Below are 12,966 nucleotides of genomic sequence, written 5' to 3'. Positions count from 1 at the left end.
TCAAAGGAACCTTTAATGTCCTTGCAACAAACCGGCGACATTGCAGCAGGCCGCCTGCCTGCGGACCAGCTCGCGGCAAACTTCGCCGATGTCGCGCCACCGCTGGGCGCCTCCGCGGCTGTCGTCGAGGCGAACCGCTGTCATTATTGCTACGACGCGCCGTGCGTGAACGCATGCCCGACGAGCATTGACATCCCGGGGTTCATCCGCAAGATCGGCAACGGCAACCTGACGGGCGCCGCGCGTGACATCCTGTCGGCCAACCCGCTCGGCGGCATGTGCGCGCGCGTCTGCCCGACCGAAATCCTCTGCGAAGGCGCTTGTGTGCGTAACAAGCAGGATGGCAAGCCGGTGGCGATCGGCGCACTGCAACGGCATGCGACCGACCACCAGATGGCGCGCGAGGCGGCGTCAGGCAAACCGCTGTTCACGCGGGCCGCCGACACTGGAACGCATGTCGCGGTGGTCGGCTCGGGCCCGGCGGGGTTAGCCTGCGCGCATACGTTGGCCCAGGCTGGGCACCGGGTGACGATCTTCGACATGCATGACAAGCCGGGCGGCTTGAACGAATACGGCATTGCCGCATACAAGACGGTCGACGACTTTGCGCAGCGTGAAGTGCGATGGCTGCTGTCGATCGGTGGTATCGAACTGCGCGCCGGGCAGCGGCTCGGCCGCGACATGACCGTCGCGCGGTTGCGCGCGCAATTCGATGCCGTTTTCATTGGCATCGGGCTGGGGGGCGTCAATGCGCTGCATGTTGACGGTGAGACAATTGACGGCGTGCTCGACGCGGTGGACTTTATTGCTCGGCTGCGCCAGAGCGTCACGCTCGACGCGGTACCCGTCGGCCGGCGCGTGGTAGTGATCGGCGGCGGTAACACGGCGATCGACGCCGCCGTGCAGAGCCTTAAGCTGGGCGCGCAGCAGGTCACGATTGTCTACCGGCGCGGCGTCGAGCAGATGAGCGCGACGTGGGCTGAGCGCGAATTCGCGCGCAAACAAGGCGTGGTGCTGCGCGAATGGGCGCGGCCGCTGCGCATCGTCGGCGCGCCGCATCCGCAACCAGGGCGCCGCCCGCAGGTCACCGCAGTGCGATTCGAGGCCACGGCCCTGGACGCGGACGGCAAGCTCATCGGTACCGATGAGACTTTCAGCATCGATGCGGACGTCGTGCTGAAGGCAATCGGCCAGACGCTCATACCGGACGGATTAGAGGCTCAGTTACTGACTATCGAGGGCGGCCGGATCGCCGTTGACGCCGACGGTGCGACGTCAATGCCCGGTGTCTGGGCCGGCGGTGACTGCACACACCACTCGGGACTGGATCTGACGGTACAAGCGGTCCAGGATGGCAAGCGCGCTGCGCATGCGATCCATCGCCAGTTCACACGCAGCGCGGTCAAGGCGGCATGATCTTACAGCACGGCCTGCCGACCGTATGACATGACAACTCACATCGATATCAGAAACCGGAGCACCGATCATGGCTGACCTTCGCTGCACGATAGCCGGCATCGTATCGCCGAACCCGTTCTGGCTGGCCTCCGCGCCGCCCACCGACAAGGCCTACAATGTCAACCGCGCGTTCGAGGCCGGCTGGGGGGGCGTGGTCTGGAAAACACTGGGCCTGGACCCGCACGTGGTCAATGTCGGCTCGCGCTACGGGGCCACGACGTACAACGGCCAGCGCATCGCCGGGTTGAACAATATTGAGTTGATCACAGACCGCCCGCTGGAGGTGAACTTGCGCGAGATCGCGCAGATCAAGCGCGACTGGCCGGACCGGGCGCTGATCGTATCGCTGATGGTGCCGTGCAATGAGCAGGCATGGAAATCGATCCTGCCGCAGGTCGAAGATACCGGTGCCGACGCCGTCGAGTTGAACTTTGGCTGTCCGCACGGTATGAGCGAGCGCGGCATGGGCGCCGCGGTCGGCCAGGTGCCTGAGTACGTCGAGATGGTTACCCGCTGGGTCAAGCAGGCGAGCCGGCTCCCCTGCCTGGTCAAGCTCACGCCGAACATCACCGACATCCGGCTGGGTTCCCGGGCCGCCCACGCGGGCGGCGCCGATGGCGTATCACTGATCAACACGATCAATTCGATCATCGCGGTTGACCTGGAGCAGATGGCGCCGATGCCCACTGTCGACGGCAAGGGCACGCACGGCGGCTACTGCGGACCGGCGGTTAAGCCGATTGCATTGAACATGGTGGCCGAGATCGCGAGCGATTCCAGTACGTCGGGGCTGCCGATCTCCGGCATCGGCGGCATCTCGAACTGGCGCGATGCGGCCGAGTTTATCGTGCTGGGCGCCGGCAGCGTGCAGGTCTGCACGGCAGCGATGCACTACGGATTCCGTATCGTCACCGACATGATTGATGGTTTATCGAACTGGATGGATGACAAGGGTTTCGCGACACTGGATGAGGTGCGCGGGCGCGCCGTGCCCAATGTGACCGACTGGAAGTACCTGAACCTGCAATACGACATCAAGGCGCGCATCGATCCGTCCAAATGCATCCAATGCGGGTTGTGCTATATCGCGTGCGAAGATACGTCGCATCAGGCGATCACGGCGAGCCGCGGCGGCCAGCGCCATTTCGAAGTGGTCGACGAGCGCTGCGTCGGGTGCAATTTATGTATGCACGTATGCCCGGTCGATCAATGCATCACGATGGAGCGCGTGGACGCCGGCGGGTATGCGAACTGGATCACGCATCCGAACAATCCCGCGCACGTGGCCGAACCGCAGCCCGCGTAAGCGCGTCGCGCGCTGCGCCGATCGATTTGGATTCGAGGCGGCACGCTGATTGACGCGAACTAGCGTTGGCGTGCCGACGTGCTGTGCGCATCCAGCGCCGAAGGCGGCAAGATCATGCAGATCGGACCCGACTTGCGCGCGCCGGCCGGTGCGACGGTGATCGGTGCCGGCGGACATCACGTCCGGCACTGCGGCCGGACTCGCGGGGGGCGCACGAGCACGGCGTATCCAGCTTCAAGCACTTCATGGCCTACAAGAGCGCGATCATGGCCGACGACGAGATCTTGGGGTGAGGCTACCCCCAAATCGCTTCGTTTTCGTAAGACGCTGTGCAGCTCGGGCGAGCGCAGTAGCGCCGGCCACCGACACGTCGAGCGCGCGGTGAAGGCCCTCTTGTCCTGCTAAGAAAAAAGTTCGGAATGCGTGCCCGCTCGGACGAAGATCACTAAGCCATGCTTGCCGATATCAGCGAGCTTATAAATAAGCAGAAAATCGCCCCCAATGTGACACTCCCGGTGATTGTCCCACTCTCCCGCAAGCGAGTGATCCAACCACTCAGCAGCAAGCGGGCCATCATTGGCAACAAGCAACGTCATGGCCTCTTTCAACCGGTTCATATCGTACCGGCCCGAGTAAGACAGACGTTGCCAGTCCTTGAGAAATGCTTTGGTGTAATCTGATGCGCGCGGTAGAGTGGCCCGCTTACTTGCGGGTGTTCTTTTCAAGGTCATTCATCAAAGCGTCGGAAGTTGCAAAGCGAACGTGGCGGCTCTCGATGATTTCGCGAGCTTCAGCCATGGCGGCACGGCTGGCCGCATTGGGCGCTTGGATCGCAAAGGGCAGCGCTTTGTCTGCCACGATGCGCGTCAGGAAGACTCGAATGGCATCGGAGACAGTCAGCCCCATCGAGGCTAACGTTTGCGCAGCCTGCGCTTTGACGGTCTCGTCAATACGGATATGAACCATTGTCGTTGTAGCCATTGCGACCTCCTATCATGTGAGATACATTGTATCTCACAAAGCGATGGCCAGCAAGAAACACTGTGTTTTTGATTGGGGTGGCTTCTTAATGCGGAAAATCGTATGCCAAGCGGCCTCACTTCTTGGTGCGCGCGGGTGCTGCGAGCAGTGAGCAGCTTTTCAACCCTTTTACCGACACGCATTCGTCAGGGCGAGAGGTCACGGAGTCGTTTAGTCGGATTGATTGGGATGCACTGGCGCATACTCGCTCCGGTAAGGCTAGCCAACAGCAATCTACATTGATTCCGCGTCAAAACCGTGGCAGCCACGATGTGGTGCGCGCCATAACAATGGATGAATACAAGCGGCTGGCCCATTATCTGGGTCCCCTGCTGCCCAATGCTCTCCGGAGCGATGATGATTCTAGGCTTGCCCGAGATCGGCTATGGGCTGACCTATGCTTGCTAACCGGCCTGCGGCCACATGAGCCTTTGTATAAAAAGGAATGTCGGTGACTGTGTCACGAAGTCTTTTTCAGCGCACGCGTGAGCGGGCGTGGCCGCCTAATCGGGCCCGAGGTGCGGCCTGATGCGGACTGGGTGGGTCTGCGCTGCCGTACGCGCCGCGCTTTTTCAGCGTCGGCGTTCGCGCGCTGCAGCGCGGCTAAGTTGCCTTCCAGCATGCCAATGTGCTGGCGTGCGTCCCCCAATTGCGCCTGCAGCGCTTGCCGCTCAGCGCGGCGCTGCGCGTCACTTTCGTCGGCGCGTCGCACTGCCGCATCCCGCTCCTTGATTAGACGCGCGCTGGTGCGGCGCTCATGCTCGGTCTCTAAGAGCGCGCGCTTTTCGGCCGCTTGCAGCCGTGCTTCGGCGCGCGCCGTGTCGGCCCGCAGCTTATCGAGTTCGCGGGCAAAATCGGCGCGCGCCTGGGCGAGCGCGGCGTCTCGCTCCTGAGCGTCGCGTTGCAAACGCTCGACTTCCGTGTGCAGTGTCTGGCGCGCTGCTTCAGCCCCCGCCAGCGCGGGCTCCAGTTCTTGGAGGCGTGCCTGCGCAGCGAGCAGCGCCGCGTGGTGCGTCTCGAGCGTGCGCTCGGCGTGCGCCGCAGCCTCGCGGGCGGCGGCTACCTCGGCGGCGGCCGCGTCGCGTTCGACACGCACCTCGGCACGTATGTCTTCCAGCGCCGCGTGCGCGGTGGCCGCGGCTCGCTCCCACAGCGTCGCGATGAGCGCGCCGGCGGCGTCGCGCAGCTCGGCGGGCAAATCCGGGTGATCGAGCTTGACACGACTTTTTTCACGCAGCTCGCGCCAGAACTCGGCGAGAACCTCGGTGGGCGTGCCCATGCTGCCCTTGCGCACCAGTTGGTACAGGCGGTTCGCGGTGGGAGTGATGCCAAAGCGAAAGAACAACAGCGCGCATACTTCGCGATACAACTCGCGCGTGTTCGGATGCGCGGTTTTCAAGCGCGCGATCTCGGTGGCCAACGCCGCGTCAGGGGACAGGGCATCACTCATCGCAGTTTCCAGGAAAGATCTAATCAAATAATACTACGTAATACGATAAATTTCTAACAAATTGGCCACACTACACGACATTACGTCTATAATAATGTCGTGTAGTGTGGCAAAAGTCGTTTTTCGTTTAACTCTCACCCTGGGAGCGCCCCATCCGTGTCCGTCACCCTGTTCACCGCCGTGCAACCAGTCGAGACGCTCGTGTTGCCCGAGCATCTGGACGGGCGCGACGGCACTAATCGCGGCGCCCCGGAGACGGCGCAGCTTGCCGCGCGTCACGACCTGGACGCCGTGCGCGCCTGGCTGTCCAATTACGCCGACACGCAAACGACGTTCGAGGCCTACCGTAAGGAGGCCGAGCGGCTCATGCTGTGGGCCGTCGTGCAGCTCGGCAAGCCGCTGTCGTCGCTCACGCACGAGGACCTACAACAATTCAACGCGTTCCTGGCCGACCCGCAGCCCGCAAACCGCTGGGTGTCGGCCACTGGGGGCAAATATGCTCGCAGCGATGCCCGCTGGCGGCCCTTTAATGGCCCGCTGTCCGCAGCGAGCCAGCGGCAAGCGCGGGTGATCCTCAACGGCCTGTTCACGTGGCTGGTGGACGCCGGCTACCTGCGCGGCAACCCGATGGCGCTGCTGCGTCAGCGCGCCAAGCGCTCGGCGCCGCGCATCACGCGCTACTTATCCGTGTCGCTGTGGGACGAGGTCAAACACTTTGTCGCGCAGCTGCCCCAAGAAACGGCCGCGCAGCGCGCGTACGCCGCCCGCGGCCGTTGGCTGACCACGCTCTTTTATCTGCAAGGCCTGCGCCTCTCCGAGGTCGCCCACGGCACCATGGGCGACTTCTCGCGGCGTCTGGGCCCGGACGGACAGGACCAGTGGTGGCTTGACATCGTCGGTAAGGGGCAACGCGCGCGGCGCGTGCCGGCGTCGCCAGAGTTGATCGTCGAGCTGGCCCGCTACCGGCAAGCGTGCGGCCTGCCCTCGCTGCCCCGCCGGGCCGAGGACACGCCGCTGGTCGTGCCCTTCCGAGGCGCGCGCCGTGGCCTGTCGCGCTCCGCCCTGCATGACGCGATCAAGCGGATCTTTCTCGATGCCGCGTCGTGGCTACGCGCGCGCGGGCCCGCCTTCGCCGATCGGGCCGACGAACTGGTGCGTGCGTCGGCGCATTGGCTGCGGCATACGGCCGGCTCGCATCAGGCCGACGCCGGCCTCGATCTGCGCACGGTGCGCGATAACCTCGGGCACGTGTCGCTGACCACGACGAGCTTGTATCTGCACGAGGAAGAGGACACGCGGCACCGTCAGACGGTGCGCGGCCATCGGATGAACTGGAACGACCAAGACCCGGTTTAGCTTTCTGTTCGGCCACCGCAGCGCTGATGGCCGGCCAGTCCAGCTTGCCGTGCGAACCCAGCAAAGCACAATTGTGGATCAAACGCCGGATCATGTAGTGGGTGATGCCAAGCCAGCGGACCCGTCTTGCCGCCACGGGTTAGCGGATGGATGCAAACGGTTGCGAGCGATGGAACGACAAGGCAGCGATATCGTTGATCCTGTGTGTTGGTAGACGTGTGCAGATATCCCTGAGGTATGCATGCCGACCATGGCCATTGAATCATGATGGCGGAGGTATGTATTTCGGCGAACGTGGTCATCGATTCCGGTCATATGTTATCAGTGGATCCAATGATGATGATCGGCTGTTCGACCCTAGCCGAATACAGCAACCTGCATTGCTCTCTCTTAAGTTCTTAACCATAGCGGAACACGGCTCCTCGCTTTAGGAAGGTTCCTCGTATTCGGTATAATTTTCACAAAATATTGCGATACGAAAATTTTTCATTTTCTCAACATCCTAATTTTCTGGTTGGCCTTACTTCACAAAATTAAACACTCGTACTTGACATCCAAGTCGAATGGTATAGATTGAAGTCAAGGCTTCATTTTTAAGAGGCCGAATCGATGCAACCAAGTTTACAATGCCGAGCGATTGTGCATTATTGACTTATATTTTTTATTTAGCATACTTAATTAAATAATATTGAACATTGCAGCGTTGATTGGATTGTGCGTTGATTGACACCAGGCATTCTAACAACCGGTTCAGTTATTGAAGATTGAAAGTAGGTTAAGGGTTGGCGGATAATGGTTTTGATTGTGTTATGTGAACCATTTTTTGTGTCAGGTAGTTGAGTGTTTATTTTATGGTCCGGTATGAGTACTTTTGATGACGCCTTTGACCAGCTCATTGGCAATGAAGGGGATTACTCCAATCACCCTCAAGATTCTGGCGGTGAAACTATGTGGGGCATCACACAGCGGGTGGCGCTCGCATGGGGCTATACCGGTCCCATGCAGGATTTGCCGCGAGAGACAGCCAAGCACATTGCCAAGGCGCTTTACTGGGATCCGCTGCACTGCGATAGCTACGACGCGCGTGTTGCGTTTCAAGTCTTGGATGCCAATTACAACGGTGGCCCTGTTGTCGTTTGGATGCAGCAAGCCAGCGGCGCGCTCGCCGACGGCAAACTCGGACCCAAGACGATCGCCGCAGTGCAAGCGGTCGACCCAGAGCTATTTATTATGCGTTTTGTAGCCGCGCGACTAGCCTATTTAACCGCGCTGCAAATGTGGTCCAGCTTTGGGCGCGGTTGGGCACGACGCATTGCTACTAATTTGAGGGTAGCCGGAGCTTAATCATGTTACCGATCGTCCTTGCCCTCGCGCAGTTTGCTCCTCAAATCGCACAGTGGATCGGCGGCAGTCGGGCTGAACAGGTCGCGCAGAAGGTGGCTAACATCGCCCAAACGGTCACCAGCACCAGTACACCGGAACAGGCGTTAGCTGCGATTCAAGCCAATCCTGAACTCGCCTACCGGTTTCAGGAGGCGATCGTTGAAAGCCAAGTCGAGCTGCAGCGTATCGCCGCTGAGTTGGAGAAGGCGCACATCACCGCCAACATCGAAACGGCGAAGGCGAATGCCGCCGACCGCGCCGATGCTCGACAGAGGGCGTTGACTGCGCAAGACCGCACCCCGTGTAACCTCGCCTATCTATATACAGGTGCCCTGTTTTTTGTAATTGGCGCGCACTTCTGGCTGTTGTTTTCCCGCATACCGATTGAACCGCTTGCTTTTGGGGTGCTTGGCAATATCGAGGGTGTGCTCATTTCAATGGTCTTGGGTGCAAAGGAATTTTTTCTAGGATCATCCGCAACAGCGAAGAAGCAGGCCGCAGTGATTACCAGCTTCGCGACCGATCCGGACACTTACGCCACGACTCAAGCGCTAAATCCTATAGTGACGCGCGCTGAGCCAGCATTACCGTCATTAACGGAGGAAAAATCATGAGAATTTTTCAAATAAATATGAGTGTCGATAGGTTATTTCATGGGTAATTTTATTTGCATTGACTGCGCTGGTTATTACAAGAATTTAGTAGGATTTATTTTAACATGTTTTTTCAGGCCACATGAAATTTGTTTGTCATTTATATTAGCCATATATTTTAAGGTCCTCAAATGAAAATTTCACACTTTAATCCACCTGTCAATCAAGACGATTTCGGTTCGCCGGATCTCTTGAAAAAGTATAGTGACTATGTCTCGAGAAATTTCAACCGATCGATTGCTGAGATTAAAGCTGTTTTATCAAGGCATCATGCTGGTAAGCCGCAGTTTTACAACCCAATGGAGAATGGAAATTCTGCTGATGATACGCTAGAAATGATCCCTTGGAACGGGTTTCCTCGCAGATTTCTCAACGCCGCTGCTAGCGGGGAGACAGATTACGTTAGCGCCGAACCGGATCAACTTGCACAAAGCGATGGCAAACAGTTCAGACAACAGGATGAATATTTAGAATGGTTTGTACATCGTGACGGCCAGGGAAAAATAATCCGAATCGACTTTACCTGCGAAGCATACGATTATTTTGAATTTTTGGCATCTTTGAGCCCGAAAGCAGTCGTCAATCTTTATGCCAATCATATCGCACCGGGCGTGTCAGAAAACGATCTTAAAGCCGAATTATTTCCAAATGGTGTATACAATTCTTGGAATGCATTTAATACGACAAAAGGGGCAATGCACCTTACGCATCCCGCAAATGCGCTTGGCGCCGAAATTAAGTTAGCAGCCGACGCAACCGTCAGACGCAACAATGGCTCGGGAGAGCCCACTTCTCCTGCCAAATTGATTCAATGCGCTCAATTTGGAGATGGTGACCGAAACAGCGACCCTGCAATCGGATACAAAATCAATCGTATCGCCCGTGATGGTTACCTCATTACATTGACGGACCCCGTTGGTTTATACATGATCGATTTTGATGATAGGGGGTGGACTTTCGCTGATGGTACGTCCGCGTCCGGCTTTATGACGATTATTCGAGGAAAGCCGGGAAAAGCGATTCGTGCGATTTATGAGCTACCTTCAGCGCTAAAAACACAAGGAAAAACAATCAGCGATATCCAGATTGGTGGTGTACCAATTGAATACGGTGGCCAGATAGCAGAACACGTGACAATGGGGATTGAAGGAGCGGCGTGTTTAAAGGACTCTGTACACAATAGTCTTGTTCCATGTGGCCCCATTCCAGAGGACACCGAAGTGGCAAGCGGATTAAATAAGCCGATGAAGAGGACGAGATAATGCAAGAACCTAGACTTGACGTTGACGATATTCAGGGCAACATCCTTGCTGGCTTCAATAAGGACTTTCAGATTCTGGTTGGCTTAAAAATCAACAATGTCACGATGGCCAAGCAATGGCTACTTGCCATTCAGGACTCGATTGCGTCCACAGCGGAGGTGTTGCAGTTCAACCGCTTATTCAGCGCTATGCGAAAACGGGTCGGCCGAGATCCACACGGACTCGCATCGACATGGCTCAACGTTGCCTTTTCCCATGGTGGAATCGCAAAATTAACGTCGGCAGCTGAAGCTGATAGTATTCCTGACAAAGCATTTCAGTTTGGAATGCCCGCTCGCTGTAAGACCTATCTGGGCGATCCTTCCGATTCAAAATCTCCCTATTATTGTTCTAATTGGAAGGTAGGCGCTCCGGACGCTATTCCCGATATCTTGTTGATAATCGCAAGCGATCGCCCGGAGCTAGCGGACGAAGCGGTTGCTCACGCTCTTCAGGCTACAGGTGCTAGTGGTTTGGCACAGGTGTATCGCGAAGTTGGAAGCACGCGCAGCGATCAACCTGGGCATGAGCATTTTGGATTCAAAGATGGTCTCTCGCAACCTGCAGTTCGGGGGACCGTTTCGGACGCCCCGGACGATTACTTGACTCCGCGCCTCATCGATCCCAGCGACCCTCATGCTGCCTCGTTTGCTCAGCCGGGAAGACCGCTAGTTATGCCAGGGCAATTTGTCCTAGGTTATGACGGTCAAGACTCCAAAACCGGTGCAGTACGACCCGCCATCCCCCTGCCCGCGCCATGGCTCAAGAACGGATCGTTTCTTGTGTTTCGTCGGCTAAAACAAGATGTCGCCGCGTTTCGCAACTTCGTCAAAGATGCTGAAAGGTCTCTAAAACCTTTATTGCCAGATATGCGTGCTGAGCACATCGCTGCCGCGTTTGTCGGACGCTGGCCAAATGGAGAGCCGCTCGTTCGGACGAAGAATGGGCCGGATCCGGAAATGATGGGACCAATCGCCGCAAATGCGTTTGCTTACGCAAACTCTATGCCGACGATCAAGCTAGCCCCCGGGGTTCCCCCCGATACCACGCCACCGGCACCAGACGATTCTGGAGGAAATATCTGTCCGCATTGGGCACATATTCGTAAAGTCAATCCTCGTGACGAGGTCACTAATTTAGGAGACGAATTTGATACGCGAACGCGTCTCATGATTCGCCGCGGAATTCCTTATGGCAAAACCTTACCATCAGAGGCTCAAGACGACCAAGAGGATCGCGGGTTGTTATTTTTATCCTATCAGGCATCGATTGTCAATTCCTTCGAGAAAATCACATCAGATTGGGTAAATAAAAAATTCACTCCTAGTCCGTATGGACACGATCCGATCATTGGTCAATCAGATTCGAACGATCGTACACGAGTTGTACATTTTAAGAAAGATGATGAAGAGGTACCGCTGAAGATTGACCGAGAGTGGGTCCATCCAACTGGGGGAGGATATTTTTTCGCGCCGTCGCTGTCTGCAATTGTTGGAAAGCTCGCCAAGTAGTGATCAATTCAAGCAATCTAAACAGATAATTTATACCAAAAACAGCAATAAATCGCACTGATCTACCTAATATTTCAATATTGGAGGATAGCCTTAGTTGTTTCCGTTAAACAATACCGCTCCTTGATGCGCGAGCCTGAGACACGACGATTTGGCGTTGCCACATTACGTCGATGTCCGCGTGTGCCGCTAAGCTTGCGCCAGCCGCCTGCTGGCTTCACGCCTGAAAGGGCACGCGCTCGTACCCACGTGATTGACCGGGAGGTAAACGTATGATCAGCAGTCACCCCTATGCACAACCTGTGCTTAATCGACCCAAAGACCTTGAACTGGTTAAAAATGCGGGACCGGCACAGGGCGTCGCCAGCGGTGTCGGGATCGGCATTCGTGGCCTCGAGATTGTCCAGACGATCCAATCCGTCGATAACCAAGTGCGGCTAATCGCCGGTAAGGCGACGGTTGCGCGCCTATACCTTGATCCCACCGCCATCGCATCCAATGCGCGGGTCACGGGTGAGTTGGCGTGGCGCCGGGATGGCGGGGGAATGGCTTACCTGCCTGCCATCAACCGTGTCAAGTTGACGCCGGCTACGCGGCCGAGCCTGCAAGAACAGCGTTTCGACGCCGCGTTGAGCCTCAACTTCGTGCTTCCCCCGGAGGCTGTCAAGGCCGGTCGGCTTGAGCTAGCCGTCCAGCGCATCTATGTGCCCGGTGCGAACGATGTCCCGATTGCAACGCCTGTCCAGTTGTCCGTGGAGTTTCGCAAGGCGCCCCTACTCCGTGTGCGTGCCATCGGCCTGCGCTACAGAAGCCTATCCAGGCCCGGTAGCTTCGCCACGCCCGACGCGACGCACTTCAACTTCCTGAGGTCATACCTGCTGCGCGCCTATCCCGTCGCGGCGCTTGACTGGTCTCAGCTGGTTACCGATGCTGACTTGCTCAACCCGCCATTTGGTGAAAACGCATCGGATCTTGCAAACGCACAACTGACGGCCTTGCGCGCGCGCGAGATCTCTTCCGGAATCGATCCACGAACACACTATTACGGTCTCGTCGATGACGACCACGGCACCTGCTTTATGCGCGGCAGCGCAGTGTATGACGAGGCAGCGCGCACCTTCGGCTTAATCGCCTCCGGTCCGACTGGTGTGCCCAACGGCGACTGGGAATGGGACTCTGACGCAAGCTACGCCGACTGGTATGGTGCGCATGAATTGGGGCATACCTTTCAGCGGCGCCATCCTGGTTTTCCTCGCGAAAAGCAGGAGCGCGATCCTGATGAACCAGGGTTTCCCTATCCCGACGGCTTGATCACCACCGTGCCCGACAATCGATTCGTCGGCTTTGACGTCGGCGACCCCGCCCTGGCGATACCAATGCGCGCTTTACCCGGCGAAACTCACTACGACGTCATGACGTACGCCGACAATCAATGGCTGTCGGCATACACCTATGAAGCGATCCACGAGCGGCTCATGGACGAGGAAATTCGGCTCGCGCACGAGGGTGTCTGAACGCAATGGAGAAA

11 protein-coding genes and 1 pseudogene are annotated in these 12,966 nt (G+C 57.6%); 9 read left to right on the top strand and 3 right to left on the bottom strand.

Annotation, left to right across the window (positions count from 1 at the left end; translation table 11 throughout):
* Positions 1-15: 15 nt before the first annotated feature.
* The 3 genes and pseudogenes from RA167_RS13680 to RA167_RS13670 all read left to right on the top strand — a co-directional run.
* Entirely contained in the window at positions 16-1,416 is a 1,401-nt protein-coding gene (locus tag RA167_RS13680; protein WP_076788123.1) for an NAD(P)-dependent oxidoreductase, read from the top strand.
* Positions 1,417-1,486: 70 nt separating this feature from the next.
* Positions 1,487-2,764, top strand: a complete 1,278-nt coding sequence (gene preA, locus RA167_RS13675) for an NAD-dependent dihydropyrimidine dehydrogenase subunit PreA (protein ID WP_076788121.1) — start codon at positions 1,487-1,489, stop codon at positions 2,762-2,764.
* 78 nt (positions 2,765-2,842) lie between these two features.
* Positions 2,843-3,051: pseudogene (locus RA167_RS13670) on the top strand (hypothetical protein); the annotation flags it as partial.
* 114 nt (positions 3,052-3,165) lie between these two features.
* Here the strand turns inward: RA167_RS13670 and RA167_RS13665 are convergent.
* The 3 genes from RA167_RS13665 to RA167_RS13655 all read right to left on the bottom strand — a co-directional run bounded on the left by RA167_RS13665 (position 3,166) and on the right by RA167_RS13655 (position 5,234).
* Positions 3,166-3,495 (bottom strand): type II toxin-antitoxin system YafQ family toxin, encoded by a 330-nt coding sequence (locus RA167_RS13665; RefSeq protein WP_076788119.1) that lies wholly within the window; start codon positions 3,493-3,495, stop codon positions 3,166-3,168.
* Complete coding sequence (locus tag RA167_RS13660; RefSeq protein ID WP_013428592.1) at positions 3,467-3,745, bottom strand: type II toxin-antitoxin system RelB/DinJ family antitoxin; 279 nt, start codon at positions 3,743-3,745, stop codon at positions 3,467-3,469. The genes RA167_RS13665 and RA167_RS13660 overlap by 29 nt, the downstream gene beginning before the upstream one ends.
* 499 nt (positions 3,746-4,244) lie before the next feature.
* On the bottom strand, positions 4,245-5,234 hold the full coding sequence (locus tag RA167_RS13655) for a DNA-binding protein (RefSeq protein WP_076788117.1): 990 nt from the start codon (positions 5,232-5,234) through the stop codon (positions 4,245-4,247).
* A 156-nt stretch (positions 5,235-5,390) separates the two neighbouring features.
* Between RA167_RS13655 and RA167_RS13650 the strand changes: the two genes are divergently transcribed.
* The 6 genes from RA167_RS13650 to RA167_RS13625 all read left to right on the top strand — a co-directional run bounded on the left by RA167_RS13650 (position 5,391) and on the right by RA167_RS13625 (position 12,952).
* On the top strand, positions 5,391-6,590 hold the full coding sequence (locus RA167_RS13650) for a tyrosine-type recombinase/integrase (protein WP_076788116.1): 1,200 nt from the start codon (positions 5,391-5,393) through the stop codon (positions 6,588-6,590).
* Positions 6,591-7,451: 861 nt separating this feature from the next.
* Positions 7,452-7,934, top strand: coding sequence for a glycoside hydrolase family 108 protein (locus RA167_RS13645; RefSeq protein ID WP_076788114.1), 483 nt, complete (start codon positions 7,452-7,454; stop codon positions 7,932-7,934).
* Positions 7,935-7,936: 2 nt separating this feature from the next.
* Positions 7,937-8,587 (top strand): hypothetical protein, encoded by a 651-nt coding sequence (locus RA167_RS13640; protein WP_076788113.1) that lies wholly within the window; start codon positions 7,937-7,939, stop codon positions 8,585-8,587.
* A gap of 170 nt (positions 8,588-8,757) precedes the next feature.
* A complete protein-coding gene (locus RA167_RS13635; protein ID WP_139337191.1) occupies positions 8,758-9,888 on the top strand; it encodes a hypothetical protein in 1,131 nt (376 codons plus the stop codon).
* Entirely contained in the window at positions 9,888-11,438 is a 1,551-nt protein-coding gene (locus RA167_RS13630; RefSeq protein ID WP_076788110.1) for a Dyp-type peroxidase, read from the top strand. Before RA167_RS13635 ends, RA167_RS13630 begins: the two co-directional genes overlap by 1 nt.
* Positions 11,439-11,710: 272 nt before the next feature.
* On the top strand, positions 11,711-12,952 hold the full coding sequence (locus tag RA167_RS13625) for a hypothetical protein (RefSeq protein WP_076788108.1): 1,242 nt from the start codon (positions 11,711-11,713) through the stop codon (positions 12,950-12,952).
* Positions 12,953-12,966: the final 14 nt, after the last annotated feature.

This window comes from Mycetohabitans endofungorum (assembly GCF_037477895.1).
In the GTDB taxonomy this organism is placed as follows: Bacteria; Pseudomonadota; Gammaproteobacteria; order Burkholderiales; family Burkholderiaceae; genus Mycetohabitans.
Note: the sequence above shows the minus strand (reverse complement) of the source record. Positions and strands in the feature narration are given on the sequence as shown.